The 19308-nt window shown below is 56.5% G+C and carries 21 protein-coding genes and 1 riboswitch; of the genes, 5 read left to right on the top strand and 16 right to left on the bottom strand.

The annotated features are described in order from the left end of the window. Positions 1–40 precede the first annotated feature (40 nt). The 5 genes from trpB to rpsA all read right to left on the bottom strand — a co-directional run bounded on the left by trpB (position 41) and on the right by rpsA (position 4572). A complete protein-coding gene (trpB, locus tag AC53L6_RS13950) occupies positions 41–1288 on the bottom strand; it encodes a tryptophan synthase subunit beta (RefSeq protein ID WP_496908276.1) in 1248 nt (415 codons plus the stop codon). Between the two features lie 57 nt (positions 1289–1345). Continuing rightward, positions 1346–1993, bottom strand: coding sequence for a phosphoribosylanthranilate isomerase (locus AC53L6_RS13945; protein ID WP_496908275.1), 648 nt, complete (start codon positions 1991–1993; stop codon positions 1346–1348). 9 nt (positions 1994–2002) lie between these two features. Next, positions 2003–2353, bottom strand: a complete 351-nt coding sequence (locus AC53L6_RS13940) for a LapA family protein (RefSeq protein ID WP_299202021.1) — start codon at positions 2351–2353, stop codon at positions 2003–2005. Continuing rightward, a complete protein-coding gene (gene ihfB, locus AC53L6_RS13935; protein WP_076626727.1) occupies positions 2353–2637 on the bottom strand; it encodes an integration host factor subunit beta in 285 nt (94 codons plus the stop codon). Before ihfB ends, AC53L6_RS13940 begins: the two co-directional genes overlap by 1 nt. A 273-nt stretch (positions 2638–2910) precedes the next feature. After that, positions 2911–4572: a 30S ribosomal protein S1 gene (rpsA, locus tag AC53L6_RS13930; RefSeq protein WP_472729354.1), complete on the bottom strand. Its 1662-nt coding sequence runs from the start codon at positions 4570–4572 to the stop codon at positions 2911–2913. A gap of 502 nt (positions 4573–5074) precedes the next feature. Between rpsA and AC53L6_RS13925 the strand changes: the two genes are divergently transcribed. The 3 genes from AC53L6_RS13925 (at position 5075) to AC53L6_RS13915 (ending at position 6780) form a co-directional block, all read left to right on the top strand. Continuing rightward, entirely contained in the window at positions 5075–5707 is a 633-nt protein-coding gene (locus tag AC53L6_RS13925) for a hypothetical protein (protein WP_299202013.1), read from the top strand. A 122-nt stretch (positions 5708–5829) separates the two neighbouring features. Further along, on the top strand, positions 5830–6150 hold the full coding sequence (locus tag AC53L6_RS13920) for a hypothetical protein (RefSeq protein ID WP_299202010.1): 321 nt from the start codon (positions 5830–5832) through the stop codon (positions 6148–6150). 81 nt (positions 6151–6231) lie between these two features. After that, on the top strand, positions 6232–6780 hold the full coding sequence (locus AC53L6_RS13915) for a hypothetical protein (protein ID WP_496908274.1): 549 nt from the start codon (positions 6232–6234) through the stop codon (positions 6778–6780). A 12-nt stretch (positions 6781–6792) separates the two neighbouring features. Here the strand turns inward: AC53L6_RS13915 and AC53L6_RS13910 are convergent, their stop codons facing one another. The 9 genes from AC53L6_RS13910 to miaB form a co-directional block, all read right to left on the bottom strand. After that, a complete protein-coding gene (locus AC53L6_RS13910; protein WP_299202002.1) occupies positions 6793–7347 on the bottom strand; it encodes a polysaccharide deacetylase family protein in 555 nt (184 codons plus the stop codon). 162 nt (positions 7348–7509) lie between these two features. After that, entirely contained in the window at positions 7510–8691 is a 1182-nt protein-coding gene (metK, locus tag AC53L6_RS13905; protein ID WP_299743433.1) for a methionine adenosyltransferase, read from the bottom strand. A gap of 3 nt (positions 8692–8694) precedes the next feature. Next, positions 8695–8744, bottom strand: a riboswitch (SAM-SAH riboswitch). 9 nt (positions 8745–8753) lie between these two features. Further along, positions 8754–10268 (bottom strand): apolipoprotein N-acyltransferase, encoded by a 1515-nt coding sequence (gene lnt / locus AC53L6_RS13900; RefSeq protein ID WP_496908273.1) that lies wholly within the window; start codon positions 10266–10268, stop codon positions 8754–8756. Next, complete coding sequence (locus AC53L6_RS13895) at positions 10265–11152, bottom strand: hemolysin family protein (protein ID WP_299769771.1); 888 nt, start codon at positions 11150–11152, stop codon at positions 10265–10267. Before AC53L6_RS13895 ends, lnt begins: the two co-directional genes overlap by 4 nt. A 45-nt stretch (positions 11153–11197) precedes the next feature. Beyond that, a complete protein-coding gene (gene ybeY, locus AC53L6_RS13890) occupies positions 11198–11668 on the bottom strand; it encodes an rRNA maturation RNase YbeY (RefSeq protein ID WP_496908516.1) in 471 nt (156 codons plus the stop codon). Between the two features lie 86 nt (positions 11669–11754). Then, positions 11755–12720 carry a PhoH family protein gene (locus tag AC53L6_RS13885; RefSeq protein ID WP_496908515.1) on the bottom strand — a complete coding sequence of 322 codons (966 nt, stop codon included), beginning with the start codon at positions 12718–12720 and terminating at the stop codon, positions 11755–11757. Positions 12721–12892: 172 nt separating this feature from the next. After that, positions 12893–13207 carry a hypothetical protein gene (locus tag AC53L6_RS13880; protein ID WP_299201990.1) on the bottom strand — a complete coding sequence of 105 codons (315 nt, stop codon included), beginning with the start codon at positions 13205–13207 and terminating at the stop codon, positions 12893–12895. Positions 13208–13217: 10 nt separating this feature from the next. After that, positions 13218–13736 carry an OmpA family protein gene (locus tag AC53L6_RS13875; RefSeq protein WP_299599679.1) on the bottom strand — a complete coding sequence of 173 codons (519 nt, stop codon included), beginning with the start codon at positions 13734–13736 and terminating at the stop codon, positions 13218–13220. Between the two features lie 276 nt (positions 13737–14012). Further along, positions 14013–15335, bottom strand: coding sequence for a tRNA (N6-isopentenyl adenosine(37)-C2)-methylthiotransferase MiaB (miaB, locus tag AC53L6_RS13870; protein ID WP_496908272.1), 1323 nt, complete (start codon positions 15333–15335; stop codon positions 14013–14015). Positions 15336–15463: 128 nt separating this feature from the next. Here miaB and AC53L6_RS13865 point away from each other — a divergent pair, with 128 nt between their 5' ends. Together AC53L6_RS13865 and AC53L6_RS13860 are read left to right on the top strand one after the other, a co-directional pair. Next, complete coding sequence (locus AC53L6_RS13865; RefSeq protein ID WP_299599153.1) at positions 15464–16330, top strand: hypothetical protein; 867 nt, start codon at positions 15464–15466, stop codon at positions 16328–16330. Positions 16331–16570: 240 nt separating this feature from the next. Continuing rightward, positions 16571–17857, top strand: coding sequence for an MFS transporter (locus tag AC53L6_RS13860; RefSeq protein ID WP_496908271.1), 1287 nt, complete (start codon positions 16571–16573; stop codon positions 17855–17857). 71 nt (positions 17858–17928) lie between these two features. Here AC53L6_RS13860 and irrA read toward each other — a convergent pair whose 3' ends face one another. Together irrA and AC53L6_RS13850 are read right to left on the bottom strand one after the other, a co-directional pair. Further along, positions 17929–18348, bottom strand: coding sequence for an iron response transcriptional regulator IrrA (irrA, locus tag AC53L6_RS13855; protein WP_496908270.1), 420 nt, complete (start codon positions 18346–18348; stop codon positions 17929–17931). A 73-nt stretch (positions 18349–18421) separates the two neighbouring features. After that, on the bottom strand, positions 18422–19207 hold the full coding sequence (locus tag AC53L6_RS13850) for a 2OG-Fe(II) oxygenase (RefSeq protein ID WP_496908269.1): 786 nt from the start codon (positions 19205–19207) through the stop codon (positions 18422–18424). Between the last annotated feature and the right edge of the window lie 101 nt (positions 19208–19308).

Here is a 19308-nt window from a genome sequence, read left to right as displayed (position 1 = left end):
GGTTTGAGGGGCTCCGTGCCCCTCAAACCCCTGCGTGGATTCACTCGACGTTGCGCCCTTCGGGTCCGGACATGTCAAAACCCAAATGACGCGCGACGGTGAAGATATCCTTGTCCCCGCGCCCACACATGTTCATGCAGATGATGTGATCGGATGGTAGCTTAGGCGCGATCTTCATCACGTGCGCCAAGGCATGGCTGGGTTCAAGTGCAGGAATGATCCCTTCGGTCGTGCAGCACAGCTGGAACGCTTCCAGCGCCTCAACATCGGTGATCGACACGTACTCTGCCCGCCCGATGTCATGTAGCCAAGCGTGTTCGGGCCCGATACCGGGATAGTCAAGGCCAGCCGAGATCGAGAAGCCTTCGAGGATCTGTCCATCGTCGTCTTGCAGCAGATAGGTACGGTTGCCATGCAAGACGCCGGGGCGTCCGCCGGTCAGCGACGCACAATGCTCCATCTTGGCATTCACGCCCTTGCCGCCCGCTTCGACGCCGATGATCCCAACCTCTTTCTCATCGAGGAACGGGAAGAACAGACCCATTGCGTTTGATCCGCCGCCGATGGCTGCGATGAGCGTGTCAGGGAAGCGCCCCTCGGCCTCAACCATCTGTTCACGCACTTCCTTGCCGATGATGCTTTGGAAATCACGGACCATGGCCGGATACGGATGCGGACCTGCCACGGTGCCGATGCAGTAGAACGTATCACGTACGTTGGTCACCCAGTCGCGCAGGGCGTCATTCATCGCGTCCTTGAGCGTGCCGCGGCCCGACGTCACCGGGATCACTTCCGCGCCCAGCAACTTCATGCGAAACACGTTGGGGGCCTGACGTTCAACGTCGTGCGCGCCCATGTAAACAACGCATTTCAGACCGAACTTCGCACAGACGGTGGCCGTGGCAACACCGTGCTGCCCTGCCCCGGTTTCGGCGATGATCCGGGTCTTGCCCATACGGCGGGCCAGGATGATCTGGCCCAGCACGTTGTTGATTTTGTGCGCGCCGGTGTGGTTCAGCTCGTCCCGTTTCATATAGATCTTGGCACCGCCTAGATGTTCGGTCAGGCGTTCGGAAAAATACAGAGGGCTGGGACGACCCACATAGTGCTTCCACAAATGGTCCATCTCAGCCCAGAAACTATCGTCAGTCTTGGCCTTTTCATATTCCTCTTCCAAGGACAGGATCAGCGGCATCAGCGTCTCAGACACGAACCGTCCGCCAAAATCGCCAAAGCGCCCGTTTTCATCCGGGCCGGTCATGAAGGAGTTGAAAAGATCGTTGGCCATCGCGCACCTCACTTGCAGAGCTTTTGACCTAGCGGGGTTAGTGGGCCGGGTAAAGGGTCAGCTGACGGCCTTTGCGACCGCCATAAAGTCGCGGATCAGGCCCGCATCCTTCTGACCGGGCGCCGTTTCCACGGCAGAGCTTAGATCAATCTGCCGCGCACCCGTCGCAGCCACTGCTTGCGCAACGTTTTCCTGGGTCAATCCACCGGCCAACATCCACGGCACGGGCCAGCGCCGACCGGCAATCAGGCTCCAGTCAAATGTCTGCCCATTCCCACCGGGTCGATCAGCTCCCTCGGGGGCTTTGGTGTCGACCAGTATCTGGTCCGCCACCCGGCCATATAAGTCCAGAGCCTCAATATCCGAAGCATCCGCCACCCCTACTGCCTTCATGACAGGCAGACCGTAGCGTTTCTTAATCTCTGACACACGTTCGGGCGTTTCATGGCCATGCAATTGCAGCATGTCCAGCGGCACAGTCGCGGTCAACTCGTCCAGGAACGTGTCATCAGGATCGACAACAAGTGCAACCTTCGCAACGCCTGGCGGGACAGCCAGTGCAAGCGTTCGAGCCGTTTCCAGTGTTACGTTGCGGGGAGACTTCGGGAAGAAGACAAGGCCAATGTACTTGGCCCCCGCGTCCACCGCTGTAGACACGTGCTCAGGGCGGCTCAGGCCGCAAATTTTGACAGACACGCCGGGCATATTGAGTGCTTAGCTGGCTTCGTCCAAAAGCGCCAGCACCTCGTCCTTGCCTTCGTGCTTCTCGGATTTAAGGCGCTTGACCTCACGGTCCAGCCGCCGCACTTCGCGTGCGTTGCGGGAATTCTCAGCGCGGACGGTGTGTTCGCGCATCCACTCCCACACGAAACCAACCAACAAGCCCGCAACTATCCCGCCAAAGATCACGACAAACAACGGCAGTTCAACAGTTGGAGCGACTGCAAAGAGACCCGCAATCTCAGTCGGAAGTAACTTGAGCGTCACCATACCGCGATTGGCCAGCGCAACGGCAATCAAAGCCACGGCAAAAATGGCAATGCAGGCATAGCGAATGTAGCGCATCAAGCTTTCCCGTTCAGACGATCACGCAGTAACTTGCCCGTCTTGAAGAAGGGTACGTGCTTTTCTTCGACTTCCACGGTTTCGCCGGTGCGGGGGTTCCGACCAGTACGCGCATCCCGCTTCTTGACGGAAAAAGCACCAAAGCCGCGCAACTCGACGCGATCCCCGCGCGACATCGCGTTTGTCACTTCGTCAAATATGGTGTTCACGATCCGCTCCACGTCTCTCTGATACAGGTGTGGATTTTCATCTGCGATCTTCTGGATCAACTCTGACCGGATCATCTTTAATTCCTCCCGAGGGACTCGGTTTTTTGTCTTTATGCGTCCGGTAACTATAGGAACAAACGGGCCTTTCGGGAATAGCCCCATTTTGGGCGAAGTCAGTTTTTTTGATGTCTGAACAGGACCATGGCACGAAAATCAGCATTGATCCGCTGCCATGTCCAGCGATGCAGCATTGTGCACAGCCAAACCGATACGTGATTCGATACCATGTTCCGGACAGCAAAAGGGGCCCCGCAGGGCCCCTCGCGAACTTGTCAGTTGGACAAAGTCTTATTCGTCGCCCTTCAGGGCTGCGCCAAGGATGTCACCCAGCGATGCGCCGCTGTCGGACGAACCATACTGTTCCACGGCTTCTTTCTCTTCGGCAATTTCACGTGCCTTGATCGAGACGCCCAGACGGCGCGTCTTGCTGTCGATGTTGGTGATGCGGACATCAACCTTGTCACCGACCGAGAACCGCTCGGGGCGCTGTTCGGCGCGGTCACGCGACAGGTCGGAGCGGCGGATGAAGGATTTCATGCCTTCGTATTCCACTTCGACACCGCCATCTTCGATAGCTGTCACTTCCACGGTCACGATCGAGCCGCGCTTCACGCCGCCCACGGCTTCGGCAAACTTGTCGCCGCCGACCGCTTTGATCGAAAGCGAGATGCGCTCTTTCTCGACATCCACCTCGGACACAACCGCGTGGACCATGTCGCCCTTGCGGTAATCCTGAATGGCTTCCTCGCCACGCTGGTCCCATGACAGGTCGCTTAGGTGAACCATGCCGTCGATGTCGCCTTCGAGGCCAACGAACAGACCGAATTCGGTGATGTTCTTGACTTCGCCTTCGACCTCGGTGCCCTCGGGGTGCGTTTCTGCAAACACTTCCCATGGGTTGCGCATGGTCTGTTTCAGGCCCAGGGACACGCGGCGCTTGGAACCGTCGATTTCCAGAACCATGACTTCGACTTCTTGCGAGGTCGAAACGATCTTGCCGGGGTGCACGTTCTTCTTGGTCCAGGACATTTCGGACACGTGAACGAGGCCCTCGACACCGGGCTCCAGCTCGACGAACGCACCGTAGTCGGTGATGTTGGTCACGCGGCCAGTGTGTGTCGATTCCAGCGGGTATTTGGCGGCGACCAGATCCCATGGATCTTCTTGCAGTTGCTTCATGCCCAAGGAAATACGGTGGGTTTCCTTGTTGATCTTGATGACCTGCACCTTGATCGTCTCACCGATCGTGAGGATCTCGGACGGGTGGTTCACCCGGCGCCATGCCATGTCTGTGACGTGCAGCAGACCGTCAACACCGCCCAGATCAACGAACGCACCGTATTCAGTGATGTTCTTGACCACACCATCGACGTTCTGACCTTCGGTCAAGTTGCCGATGACTTCAGCACGCTGCTCGGCACGCGATTCTTCGAGGATCGCGCGACGCGACACAACGATGTTGCCACGACGACGGTCCATTTTCAGGATCTGGAACGGCTGCTTCAGTCCCATTAGCGGGCCTGCGTCACGCACGGGGCGGACGTCAACCTGAGAGCCTGGCAAGAAGGCCACGGCACCGCCGAGGTCGACAGTGAAGCCACCCTTGACGCGGCCAAAGATAGCCCCTTCGACGCGGGCGTCGTCGGCATATGCTTTTTCCAGGCGATCCCAGGCTTCTTCGCGGCGGGCCATCTCGCGCGAGATGACAGCTTCGCCGCGGGCATTCTCGGCGGCGCGCAGGTACACTTCGACCTCGTCGCCGACAGCGATTTCGGGCGCTTCACCGGGATTCGCGAATTCTTTGAGCTCGACGCGGCCTTCCATCTTGTAGCCTACGTCGATGATGGCTTGGCCTGCCTCGATGGCGAGAACCTTGCCTTTGACAACAGAACCCTCTTCGGGCGTGTCCATTTCGAAGCTTTCTTGCAGGAGGGCTTCGAATTCCTCCATCAATTTATCAGCCATGTGGCGTCGTTTTCCTAACTATGTTCAGTTTTACGGGCCGCGCGGTTGTCTCCGCCGGTCTTGTCAAGTTGAGCTATTGGCCAACACGTCGCGTTGGGACAAACGAGTTAAGGGCCACCGATGAACCGGGGCCCTGCATTTCCTCGTGACTCGTCACGCCGCGTCAACGAGCGCGGTATAGATCAGCTCGGTCAAAGTGACAAGACGCATCGCGGTCAAACCACTCGAACGCTCAGCACCGTAACCTCCGCCACGATGCAACTTTGTCGGTAAGTCGCGGGTTTGTCGGTAAGTCGCGGGGTCGGTAAGTCACGGGGCGACCGAAATTAGCATGCGCTTAAGACACAAGACCGAATTGACAACCCGAGACCAAAGTCATAATGACTACCACTGGGGGTAGCACGCAACTCTAACCCCAAAAAAACAGGGGAAAATTCACGGCCCCTCCCGAACAACAATTCTCACTTGGACTATCCTGGGGAAGAAGATGGACTATTACGAATCGGGATTTGAACCGGATAATAACGACTTTTCAAGCAATTACAGCTACGATGCCGTTTCCAAGAACGGGTCGACTACTGCAAGACTGGATGTACGCCCTCGAAGTAACGTGGTGCCTTTCCCGCTTATTACCCAGCGAAATGATCAGCCCGAGAACAATACCGCCAGCGGACCAAATGATGCATTCGCCCCGCATACGGGTGACGATCTGTGGGCACGGGACGTTTTTCTGATTTGTCCAAGCGGCTCCAACGCAACGTCTATGCTGACTGAGTTGTCTGACAGCATGCAGTCCCTCACGATCCTGAACCAGTTTCGATCAGCACTACAATTGGCTGCGCGCTGTGACGGATCCGAAACCCTGCTCGCTGTTGATCTGGATATGATCCCGGACCTCGATGGTACAATCGCCGATCTCGCCAAGCTTCGGCATGCCAACAGCACACTGGCAATTCTGATCATGTCACGTTCCTTCGTTGAAACGGATTTGCACCCGCATCACTCCTACATCGCGGATGCAAGTCTGCGCCTGCCAGCTTCGAAATATGAGACGTCGGTTGCCCTGCATTTTGCAGTGACAAACGCGTTTTTCCGAACGTGCTACGATGATGGGGCATAGAGAACTGGAAAACTTACTGAATAGCGGCAGGAGACGCGGTTTCCTGCCGATTTGTTGTTGTCGAAATGACTATGCGTTGATTACAACGTCTGGATGCGATGGTGTGGCGTTAAAGGTGTAAAGTGGATACAAAAATACTAGGGCAGATCGCACAACTGCGCTCACTGCTCGAAGAGATGGAGAAGGATTTCGGAATGCATGAGTTGTCGCGCAATGAGCGTGACATCGTCTTAGCGTTCTGTGCATGTATCAAAGAGAATAAAGCTGGCGACGAGATGTGTTCGACGGATGTGGTTCGAGCCAACCCGATCGTGAAAGAGATTTCGCAGCCAACTTTTCACAGAACTCTCAAACAGTTGATCAAACGGGGATTGATCGAGCGGTGCGAGGGGTTTCCAATGGGTCTTTATCGGCTCTCTGATCGCGCGTCAGGCCAGTTTTAGAGGGCTGGCCGCCCAAACAGCAAAGCAAAGTGCTTGTCAAACCCCGTAAATCAACCCATTCGCCTTACGAACGATTTCGTTGTGAAAACCGCTTTGCACAGCGGCGCTCTTGTGATCGCGTATGTCGTGACTTGGGAACTGATCATGCCCGGGCAGAAGCTTTTCATGACGATGCTGCCCACTCTGGCAACGCTGTTCTACCTGCCCTTCGGAATAAAAGTCATATCAGCCTTTTTTGAAGGATGGCGCTCAATCATCTACATGACGCCCGGCATTGCAATTGGCAACATGTACTGGGTGAACATGCCTTTTGACGCACTCACCACTTACGCGGCATGGGCTGCCAGCTATGGAACAGCACCCGCCATATTCGCCATGCTCGACTGGACCATTCGTAACGATCGCCGAAACGTAACAGCCGGGCAGGCATGGCGCACGATGATTGTGGGCGGGGCCGCCTCGTCCGTTATCATCTCGGTCCTGGTGCACGTCATTAGGCACCGGAACATTCCGCAGGATGACTTTATCGTAAGCATGCTCAAATACATGATCGGCGACATGCTTGGGCTGTTGGCCATCCTTGCGTTGCTCATGTGCGTCTTCCGCTACATGCGAAAAGCGCGGCACTAGAAGACGTAAATTTCAAATCTCTTCACCAAGTTCCTGAAGCTCTTTCAGAAGCTCTTGATAAATTCCGTTGCTATCGCCACCTCCGAACACGGTGGCGCCTCCGGAATAGGTTTGACCATATGTTCGCGCCACATTGATCGTTTGAACAAATGCCGATAACAGCTGATCTTTCTCCAGGGGGCTAAGCGGATGGATGAACACCCCCCAAAGCCGCCCTTGCGCTACGGCATAGCGCGCATCAAGCGCACTGTCGAAATTGGCCTGCATCAGACGCATCAAGTCTTCCGCGCTCAGTCCGTCAGCAGACCGAATAGGCACCATGGCGCGCATCCGGTCTGCGGCCGGATCTGCAATCACAATGACTGGTATATCGTCGATGGTGAACTGAATGGCGTTGCCGGCAGGCTGCGCTTCCGGATCAATGGCGCGAATGATCTCTGCCATGCGCAGCATCGTCATTGGCGGTTCCACTGGTGCGCTGGGAAGTGCATCGGAATCCGGAAGCACTTCGGCCTCGGATCCGGTCTGCGGCGTTGTTTGCGCGTGCACCGCACCAAAGATAGCCATTCCACCTAGTATGGCCGCCATGCAAGTCGTGCGAAAAAGTCCCATAAGCCAATGCCTTCTATCTGCGAACAGGTAAAAGCTAGGTCAGGTCGGGCTCAAATACCAACCACCGTTTGGTGATAGATTGAAACAGACGCAGCTGAAAGCCGCGCCTGCTATGTCTTAGACAGCCGCCTTCAGAGCGTCGGTCAAGTCGGTTCGCTCCCAGCTAAAACCACCATCAGCATCTGGCGCGCGGCCAAAGTGGCCATACGCTGCGGTGCGCTCGTAGATAGGCTTGTTCAGAGACAGATGTTCGCGAATACCACGCGGGGTCAGATCCATGGCCTGTGCCACGGCAGCTTCGATTGCGGCATCTGCAACCTCGCCCGTACCGAACGTGTCACAATAGATCGACAGCGGTTTCGACACACCGATGGCGTAACTCAGCTGAATGGTGCATTTGTCGGCCAGTCCCGCAGCAACCACGTTTTTAGCCAGATAACGGGCGGCATATGCGGCCGAGCGGTCCACCTTGGTCGGGTCCTTGCCCGAGAATGCGCCACCGCCATGCGGAGCGGCCCCGCCATATGTATCCACAATGATTTTGCGACCAGTCAAACCGGCATCACCATCCGGACCACCAATGACAAACTTACCAGTCGGATTCACGTGCCATTCGGTTGCATCCGTCAACCAGCCATCAGGCAGCACCTCTTCGATGTAAGGAGCTACGGTGGCACGGATATCTTCACTGCTCAGAGTTTCGTCCAAGTGTTGTGTCGACAGGACCAACGAGCCGATCCCAACGGGCTTGCCATCGCGGTAGATCACCGACAGCTGCGACTTGGCATCTGGCCCCAACACGGGCTCCGTACCGTTTTTGCGGACCTCGGCCAATCTGCGCAGGATCGCATGCGCATACTGGATCGGTGCAGGCATCAGATCAGGTGTTTCATTCGTGGCATAACCGAACATGATCCCCTGATCGCCTGCACCTTCGTCCTTGTCCGCAGCAGCGTCTACACCTTGTGCGATATGTGCAGATTGTTCATGCAGCAGGTTGGTAACCTCACAAGTGGCGTGATGAAACTTGTCCTGCTCGTAGCCAATGTCCTTGATGCAGGCGCGGGCAATTTCATCAATCTTGCCCATGTAGTCATGAAGTTTATCCTGATCGCTCAGGCCAACCTCACCGCCAATGACCACCCGATTGGTTGTGGCAAATGTCTCGCACGCGACACGGGCTTCGGGTTCTTCTGCAAGAAATGCATCCAGCACTGCATCTGAAATTCGATCGCAAACCTTATCTGGGTGGCCCTCGGAAACGGACTCCGAGGTAAAAATGTAATTCTGACGGGACATAAGCGCTCCATTGGGTTAATCCGCGTCACGTCAGGAAGCCGTTGTGACGGGGTCGGACGGATTTACGCCCGAAGTGCTGGCGCGTCAATGGGGGGCGTGCGACGCGTTCGGGCGCGATGCAACACTGATACAATCAGACTGAACAAGACCAACAGAATCCAAGGCCAATCACCCGTCATACTGTACAGTGTTGGGGCAGCTGGCGCCGGTAGTTTGGCATCAAGATAGCCCGCCTCGTTGAGAGCAAGTGAAGCGGTGATGCGCCCCTTCGGATCGATCACTGCAGAGATGCCGGTATTGGCCGCTCGGATCAGCGGCAGCCCCTGCTCGATAGCCCGCATCTGTGCTTGTGCAAGATGCTGCTGTGGCCCCGACCGCATTCCAAACCAAGCATCATTGGTCAGTTGCATAAGAAACGTCGGGCGTTCAGACGTTCCACCGACATCATGTGCAAAAACGGCCTCATAACAGATAAGCGGCAAGGCCGATCCGAGAGGACCCATATCCATTATCTGAGGTCCCGGCCCACGCCCGTAGCCACTGTCCGCCCTTTCAGCCAGTGCACGAATACCCAAGCCTCGAAACAGCCCTGGCAAAGGCATGTATTCTCCAAAGGGTACTAGATGGTGCTTGTCGTACGTCTGCGTGACCTGCGCCGCTGCATCCAGCATCACAAGGCTGTTGAAATATGCGTCCTCGCTGCGGCGTTGAATACCCAGAACAACCGGTGCGCCCCGCGCAGCATCGGCGATAACATCAAAGGCAGGTTGTGCATTTTCAACAAGGTAAGGAAGGGCCGTCTCGGGCCAGACAATTAGATCAGGAACCGACCCAGCAGCGGTGTAGTCGATCTGACGGTTGATGAAGACAGGAATGCGTTTGGGATCCCACTTTTCGTCCTGTGGCGCATTAGGTTGAACCAAACGCACCGTATGCTCTGTCAGTGGCGCCCGGTCTCCCGCGGGTGCCAAAAGGACAGGCACCAAAACGGTCATCAACAGAACCGCTTGCAACCAGACACGCTGAACCGCGAATATCAATGCCATCGACGCGAGCAACGCAAGCATCATCCCATGGGGCCCACCAAATGCGAGAGCTTGTCCGGCGAGGCTTCCCACAAGAGCCTGCGGTGGCGTAGCCCAAGGGAATCCCGTCAATAGATAAGCCCGCAAGATTTCCGCCGCGGCCCAACTGAACACCAGAATCCAAAGCGGCCCCCGGCACCACTTCGCGAGCGCAAGTGCCGCAGACCAGAAAATCCCAAGCAGGATCGATAACAGAACAAGGGCAAAAGGCGCCATCCAACCCGTATTGGCTGCGTCGACTTGAAATGGTTCAGTAATCCAGTTGAGCGTCGCAGCAAAGTAACCGACACCGACAGCAAGGCCCAAAAGGGCTGAATGGCGCGTGCTGCGCGCCACCTGCAGCAGCAGAAACATGGCCATAACCGGAACGGTTATCGCAGGGGCGAAACCAAGAGGCGCGTGGGACAATGCCCCGAAACCGCCCGCCGCTAGGGCCAGCAGAACCTGCGCCCAGATCGGCCATGCCGATACATGGACGCGGGATCGGTTCATTCGGCAGGCTCCGGGCCCTTCAGGCGCACACGCATCCGTTTAATGCGACGCGGATCGGCATCAATCACCTCAAACTGCGGACCGTCAGGGTGCAACACCACCTCTCCACGCGCAGGCACGCGCCCCGCCAACATGAAGACCAAGCCGCCAAGCGTATCGATATCTTCTTCATCCACATCGTCATGCGTCGTCAGGGATATCCCAATCTCGGACTCGAATTCCTTCAGTGGTGTCTTGGCAAGCGCAAGGTAGCATCCGGACTTTTCGCGCGTGAACAAAGCGCCTTCATCGACGTCATGTTCGTCCTCGATTTCGCCAACTACCTGCTCGATCAGGTCCTCGATCGTGACCAATCCGTCAACACCGCCATATTCATCAATGACAAGCGCCATGTGTCGCCGTTCGGTCTGCATCTTTGTCAGCAGAACACCAATTGTCATCGACGGCGGAACAAACAGCAGCGGGCGCAACCTTGCACGCAGATCATAGTTGGCTGCACCGCCATTGAAGCCGTGTTGCAGCGCCACGTCTTTCAGGTGGGCAAAACCGACGGGCGTGTCCAGCGTCCCCTCGAACACCGGCAACCGGGTGTAACCGCTTTCTTTGAACACCTGCACCAGTTCGTCCAGCGAGACGGTATCCGGCACAGCGGTGATGTCAGCCTTGGGCACGGCAACATCCTCGACCCGCAAGCGGCGCAGGTTGATCATGCCATGAGACTGTGGCCGGGGGCTTGGGACCTCGGACATATTGGGGGTGTTGTCCGATGGGCTGAGCGCGCCAATCACGCGCGCCAGAAATCCACCACCTTGGGAAGGTTCAGTCTTGTCAGTATCTGACTGCGCGCGTTGCGCCGCGTCAGACGATCCGTCGATGTCGCCCATTGGCTCCTATCCAGTTCGTTTGGGCCACGTGGCCCTGAATGCGACCTAATATGGGTCAGGCACCCCCAGTTTGCCAAGTATTTCGACCTCAAGTGCTTCCATCCGCGTGGCATCATGGTCACGGATATGGTCATAACCAAGCAAATGTAACACTCCGTGAACAAGTAAATGGGTCACATGAGCGGCCAAGGGCTTGCTTTGCTCGGCGGCCTCCCGCGCGCATGTGTCATAGGCGATGGCGATATCGCCAAGGCTGATTGAACCGCTCGGATCGGGTTGAGGTGGTACAGGTACCGCCCCATCCACTTCAGGCGACAAGTCCTCTTCCGGCCAGCTCAGAACATTGGTCGGCGTCGCCTTGCCACGAAAATCATCGTTCAAAACGGAAATGCGCGCATCATCGCAGGCCAGCACCGATAGCTCAGCCCGCGCCAAGCCCAGCGCTGACAAGGTTTCTATAATCGCAGTGTCAGCTAACGCCTCAAGACCGACATCCCGCCAGCGGCTATCTTCCATCAGGATGTCGATACGGTATGGCAACTGTCAGCACCTGGGGCCAGCCCCCGGTCCACCCGGAGTTTGTTAAGCAAGACAAAAGCGTATCAAGACGCTTCTGCATCGGCCTCGTACGCTTCAATGATCGCGGCCACAAGCGGGTGGCGCACGACATCCTTTGACGTGAAGTAGTTGAAGCTGATGTTCGGAATGGTTCTGAGCAACCGTTCAGCATCGGCCAAGCCGGAGGAAACGCCGCGCGGCAAGTCGATCTGAGTGCGGTCGCCGGTGATAACCATGCGCGACCCTTCGCCCAGGCGGGTTAGAAACATCTTCATCTGCATAGTCGTGGCGTTCTGTGCCTCGTCCAGCACCACGAAAGCGCGGGACAGGGTCCGCCCGCGCATAAAGGCAAGCGGCGCAATCTCGATTGTCTTTTCCTCTTTCAGCTTGGCAAGCTGCTTGCCGGGCAGAAAGTCGTTCAGCGCATCATAAAGGGGCTGCATGTAGGGGTCGACTTTTTCTTCCTGCGTGCCCGGCAGAAACCCCAGCCTCTCGCCCGCCTCCACTGCGGGGCGGCACAAAATGATCCGGTCCACGTGGCCCGATATGAACATCGACACGCCGACCGCGACAGCCAGATACGTCTTGCCAGTGCCGGCAGGACCAATGCCAAACGCCATTTCATTCTCGAACAGTGCCTGAACATAGGCCTTTTGCGCATCGGTGCGCGGTTCGACCAGTTTCTTTCGCGTCTTGATTTCGATGCGGGTGCCAACGGGCATTTCCAATTGATCGCCTTGCCGGGTGCCTGTGCCTTCTTCGGATTGGCCCATGCGCAACTCACGATCCACATCGGCAGGTTCGACATCCTTGCCTGTCTCCAGCCTCAGATAAAGCGCATTCAAAACATCAGCAGCCCGCTTCTGTGCGCCCTCTTCGCCCAGCACAGCCAACACGTTTCCCCGTCTCACGATCTGCACCTCAAGGGCGGACTCGATGGCCGTCAAATGGCTGTCATAAGGACCGCACAGGTCAATCAGCAAACGGTTCTCGGGAAATTCCAGGACCATTTCCTGGGACGGTTGGTCTAGGGTCAAATGTCACTCCTTGAGTCTGTGTTTCACCCAGCGTTGCAAGTTCAGCTTGGGTGCGCAACGGGATGTTGGCCCTTTTCACACATTTGAAACAAAAAAGGCCGGAGCGCTAGGTTCGCTCCGGCCTAGAAATGTGTGTCACTGTCGGTCAATTGGGGTCGTTGATTTTCGATCCGCCTTTGAAATCGCCAACAGTTTGAGTTGGCGGCGCAACCCCGGAACAAACAGGCTTCCCATATTTATCAAGCCGTGCCGACAGGTATCCCTCGATCCCATCATCGATGATCCAGTGGTCACAGCCATTCGGGTCCACCCAGATGCCCGCCTGAAGTTGGCTTAGGCTCTTTCGATCTGTCCCGCGGTCGATTGTCTTGTCTGGTGACAGGCCGTCTCCCAAACCATCGGAGCAAGCTGCAATAGACAGACAGACAATGGAAAGCGTGACGAGTTTCAGTTTTGTCATGATGCGTCCCCTATTGAATGCAAATGATTTCGACGCGGCGGTTTGCAGCCATGCCTTTTGCAGTGTTGTTGGGCTGCGCTGGCAGACGTTCACCGTAACCACGCACATCCGCAATGCGCGCGCCCGACTGCTGTGCAACGGCCGCAACCGCATTCGCACGGTTGAGTGACAGACGCAGGTTGTACGCATCACTGGCCCGACTGTCTGTGTGACCTGTGATGATAAACGCTTGTGCAGTGGAACCCTGGAAGAATTGAGCAAGGCGCTCGCGCCCCGCTTTGTGGATGCGGAAGCTGTCGGTCTTGAAGAACTGATCGGTGTTCATGACGCCACATAGATTGCCACGGCGGCAGACCGGTATGCCCTTACGGGTGACGTGGGGCGTCATATAGCCTTCCGCTCCGTCATCCATGACCCAGTGTTCGCACCCATCGGGATCGACCCAGATACCCGGAATGTATTGGCCTTTGTCACGCCCTTCCTGCGACCGTGTTTGACCAAAAGCCTGTGCAGACACATCGGCGGCCATCAGTGATGTCAGCGCCACAGCGGTGGCAGCCACTGTGGTTATAAGCTTATCAACTGTTTTCGAAAAGATTTTCGCCACAGTCCTGTCCCTTTATGTTGATCCCCCGCAAAGATCCCCAACATGCTTGAAACAAGCTGACCCTCGCTACTCTGAGCAAAAGCGTAGGCAATTATTAACAATCTGTGAACCCGCTTTTCACCACATATTGTGCCATAATTGGGCCGGCTTACAATTGAACCGAGCAATTTGTGCACAAATTTTTAGCAGTAACCCGGATCAGTCGATCACCCCCGCAAGAGAGTTCACTCCGGCTTCAACGATTCTCACGGGTGCAATGTCGCCCGCTTTCACGTTGGCATTTGCGACATGGACAGCATGTAGATAATCGCTTTTGCCGCCCATTTGTCCCGGCAGGCGACCAGGCTTTTCAAACAGCACATTCACAGTCCGACCCACCATACCCTCCTGTATGGATCGCTGTTGGCGCGTGATCAGGGCTTGCAGCCTTTGCAACCGGTCGTCCGCCTCTGCTGGCTCCACCTGCGATCGTTCTGCGGCGGGTGTGCCGGGGCGGGTCGAGTATTTGAAGCTATAAGCGTAGCCATAGTTCACCGCTTCCACCAGATCGAGCGTCGCTTGAAAATCAGCCTCAGTTTCTTCGGGGAAGCCAACAATGAAATCACCAGACATCAAGATGTCAGGCCGCGCTGCACGGATGCGTTCGATCAGCCGCAGATAGCTGTCGGCGGTGTGGCTGCGGTTCATGCGCTTCAGGATGCGGTCGCTGCCCGATTGCACAGGCAGGTGTAGGTAGGGCATCAGCTTCGCGCAGGTGCCATGCGCTTCGATCAGGTCATCCGTCATGTCGTTGGGGTGGCTGGTCGTAAAGCGGATACGCTCAAGCCCGTCCACCCTGTCCAGGTCCCAGATCAGCTTGGCCAGCGTATAGTCGGACCCATCTGGACCAACCCCATGGTAAGCGTTCACGTTCTGACCCAGCAACGTGATCTCGCGTACACCGCGTTCCACGAGATTGCGCGCCTCGGTCAGGATGCGATCCACTGGACGGCTCACCTCGGCTCCGCGCGTATACGGCACCACGCAGAAGGCGCAAAACTTGTCACACCCTTCCTGCACGGTCAGGAACGCGGTCGGGCCTCGTGGAGCCTTTGGGCGGCTCTTGAGCTTCTCGAACTTGTCCTCTTCAGGGAAATCCGTATCAAGCGCTTTTTCCCCGGCTTGGGTCTTTGCTTCCATCTCGGGCAGACGGTGATAGCTTTGAGGGCCGACAACGAGGTCAACAAGCGGTTGGCGGCGCATGATTTCCTGGCCTTCGGCCTGGGCGACACAGCCTGCCACACCGATCTTGAGGTCCGGTTTCTCAGCCTTCAAGCCCTTGAACCGACCAAGCTCGGAATAGACCTTTTCCGCTGCCTTCTCGCGGATGTGGCAGGTGTTCAGCAGGATCATGTCTGCGTCATCGGGTGTCTGCGTCTCGACGTAACCCTGCCTGCCCAGCGCCTCGGCCATCCGTTCGCTGTCATAGACATTCATCTGGCAACCATAGGTCTTGATAAAGAGCTTTTTCGGCGTCGTCATGGGCTTCGATCCCGGATCATGCGGATGGAATGCGGGCTTTACCAGCCTGTCAGACATCTTGCAATGCGGCGCGGATTAACCGAAATTTGACCTCAACCGCGCCAAAAAGAAGCCAACCGGGGCATACAATGCAATTCGACAGTCTAAGCAACTTCATTCGTGACAAGGACGCCGTTCCACAAAAGGGACCGATAGCGGTTGTTGTGGTTGAGGACGACATTGAGGTGGACACGACCCTGCGCCACCATCAGCAAGCCGGTTTCAAGCAGGTCATCGCGTTCATGCCGAAACGGTTCAAACTTGCCCGGGACCTATCAGAGACGCTGATACGGATAGATTTTGACACCTCGGCGCCGGATGCGCTTGAGACGGCCGTGAACGGCGTGATTGTTGCGGTGCCCGCGGGGACATGGATGTACTACTGCTATAATGCAGAATTCCTGTTCCACCCGTTTTGCGAAACCAGGTCCGTCGGGGAAATGCTGACCTTTCATACCGAAGAACGCCGCGATGCGATGTTGACCTATGTGGTGGATCTGTATGCAGATGACCTTTGGTCTTGCCCCAACGCGGTGTCACTAGATCGTGCACATCTGGATCGATCCGGGTATTACGCGCTCGCCCGTCCCGATGAAAAAGGGCATCCGAAGGAACGGCAACTGAACTTCTACGGTGGTTTGCGTTGGAGATTTGAAGAACACGTACCCGAAGTACGGCGCAAGATCGATCGTATTTCCCTTTTTAAAGCCAAACCCGGCCTAAAACTGCGGAACGATCACACGTTCAACGACGAGGAATACAACACCTATGCCTGCGAATGGCACCACAACCTGACCGCAGCGATCTGTTCGTTCCGAACTGCAAAGGCGTTGAAACTGAACCCTGGAAGCACCTATGACATCGAGACATTCAAATGGCACAACTCTGCCCCGTTCGAATGGCATTCGCGGCAGTTGCTGGACCTTGGATTAATGGAACCGGGGCAATGGTTCTAACGGCTGGAACGTTACGCGCGATCGACCCTTCGATTTAGTTAAGCACCGCGACCAGGCAGCCAGTGCGGCTAGCGCTCTTCGGATTTGCTTTGAAGGGGGCTAATGCTTTTGGCGTTGCTCCGGCGCAGGGTGAGCAGTGCTGTCACTACAACCAAAAAACCAAAACCTTACTATGCGCAGCTTCGCGTAGGCGGCCCGAGTGCTCTTGTGCCCGGGACCCATGCAGCCGAAGGTGCACAAATGGATTCCGGTATCGAGTTTTCATTCCGCAAGCTTACACCCGCCGCGCAGCGGCATATTCGTGTGTTTCAGGTTCACCAATTCCTGGACCGGTTCGCAATGGGTCTCACCGTATCCGTGGTCGCCTTGGCATTGATCGACCGAGGAATGGATCTGTTCCAGATTTCGCTGCTGTTTGGCGCCTATTCAGTCACAACGTTGACCATGGAGTTGCCGTTTGGAGGGTTGGCAGACGGCGTTGGACGCAAGCCAGTCTTTCTCGCGGCTGTGGGCGCAAGCCTGATTTCCCTTGCGCTGTTCCTGTCATCAAGCAACTTCTACGTTCTCGCACTGTCCTTTGCTTTCATCGGTTTCGGACGTGCGCTGCGCTCGGGCACATTGGATGCCTGGTTTGTCGAAAACTTCCGGACCAAGGCACAAAACGTGGACGTGCAGCCAGCGCTTGCAAAGGCGCAATGGGCCAACGGGATGGGATTGGCGTTTGGCGCGATTGCAGGGGGGTGGCTGCCAGACGCCTTTGGCGAGGTAGCGACGCCGCTTGGCTTCAGCGCCTATGACGTCGCTTACGCGGCAAGTTTTGTAATGATGACGGCGGTACTGATCTACACGATTGTTGCCATCACGGAAGAACCACGACCGCTGCATCCAAGGGCGCTTGTTCAAGGATTTGCAAACGTTCCGGTTGTTGTCCGGGACGCCGGTCTGCTCGCCTTGAGGCACCCCACCCTTTCACTGCTTCTGGCGGCCTTGGCGCTTTTGCTTATGGCGACGAACCCGGTCGAAGTGCTTTGGCCTACCCATGTAAAACCAATGCTGGAAGAGGGTTACGCCAACACCGTGATTGGCCTGTTGACCGCAGCCTGTTTTTTCTCGATCGCCATTGGTGCATCGCTGTCGCCGCATATCAACCGAGTATTCAGACGTCAGAACGCGATGACACTTACGGCTGCTGTGGGATGCCTTGCTGTGTTGCAGATTGCGTTGGCTCTGCAGGGTGGTGTAGTGGGCTTTGTCATTGTCCTGATCATTTACTTCGTGATCCTCGGGGTTGGGGAAACACCTGCCAGCAGCATTCTGCATTCCAGTGTGGAGAACCATCAACGGTCTACCATGCTGTCATTACGTTCGCTGGTGCAACAATTGGGGGCAACCTTTGGTCTGATCCTTGTCGGCGCAATTGCCGAAGGATATTCGACCCCGATTGGCTGGATGGTCGGAGCGCTATTTACTCTTGGTGCCGTGCTTCTGACAGGGCTTTTGGCCACAAGACTGAAGCACCGCCTATAAAAGCAAATGACGTGACAGGATTGCGTTTTCCAGCGTTGGAGCCTGTGGCGCCCTTGGGCGCTGTAGGGAAATCAATCCTTGCGGCGCAAGCGGATCACAACATCCACCGAAGCAATCTCGGCCCCTTCAGGCGCATCGGGCAGCTGTGCGATCACCAACTGATCAGATGGTGCATCGGTCAGTTTCGCATCGTCTTCCCAGAAGAAATGGGGGTGATCATGCGTGTTTGTGTCGAAGTAGCTTTTCGAGCCGTCAACCGTCACCTCTTGCATCAGTCCAGCATCACAGAACGCACGCAGGGTGTTGTAAACGGTGGCAAGCGATACAGCCTCGCCTTGGTCCTTGGCCGCCTCAAACAGGCTTTCCGCCGTGACGTGGCGGTGTTGACCATCGCCGATCAACAGCGCCGCAAGCGTTACGCGTTGCCGTGTCGGGCGTAGCCCGGCCCCTGCAAGCCATCCGCTTCCTACCTTGTGCTGTGTTTCGGTCATCTGGTCCTCTTACCCTTGCCTTACATATAAAGGGCCATCGTTCTGCAATTCAATCGCAAAAGGGTTTATGGCATTATGCCACACGCCCGAAAAACCCCATCTGCTCTTGCTTTGAAAAGGATCTGCCCGGTGTGTCATAATGCGACAGCACCGCAACAATTCGGGATGTCCCAGAACCAACAGTAGAGACGCGATGCGCCGTGTTGACACCCAAAAACACGTTCAGCGTGCCAGCATCCTGGGTCAGTTGGGTCGGTGTGATCCGCCCAGCCAAAAGTGCGGCGATGCCCGCGTGATTGGGGTCGTCATCGCTGCGCAAGTCCTTGGCATATTCAAAAAGCCCGCCTTTCGTGGCCTCTTGCAACAGCAGTGTCGTGGTGAAGATCGAGCGATCAAAATGCCAGTTCAGTGCCTCGCCTGAGCGGTATTCCAGCACGTTCAGTCCTGCCAGCGCATCGTCCATCGTGTAGAGTTGCGACTTGTCCATCACGGCCGCCAGAAAGACCGCAAAGGCTGGCCATTGGTAGATTTCGTCCAACGCTGTGCCCCGCATCTGGTCGTGACAGAGCGTGTGGTTGGCCGTCTCAACCTTGGTCAGCGCCGGATCGTCGTCGGCAAGCCCGTCAACCGCATCCTGGAAGTAGATGTTGTGCAAGCGGCTGTGATGAAAGCTCTCTACCTGCATTCGCGGGTGCACGTGGTCGAGGACCGAAGCGAGTGCTGCGGGCTGCATGAAACCGGGCAGATTGAACAGGCCCTCGCGCACAAGACCATCCTTGGCATGGGCCACCAGTGCGTCCCATTCCGGCGAATGCGGGCGATGCAGCGGGTAGCGGTCGAGATCGATAATGTCTTTCATCGTTTGACTCTGCCCCACATTCCAAGACCAGACAAGTCGCCGCTCTTGCGCCCTTTGCCCAGCCGGTGCTAGACGAACTGGACCCAATAACGGGACCAGAC

The sequence above is a fragment of the Tateyamaria sp. LSS28 genome, assembly GCF_059611725.1.
This window is presented reverse-complemented; position numbering and strand designations above follow the sequence as displayed.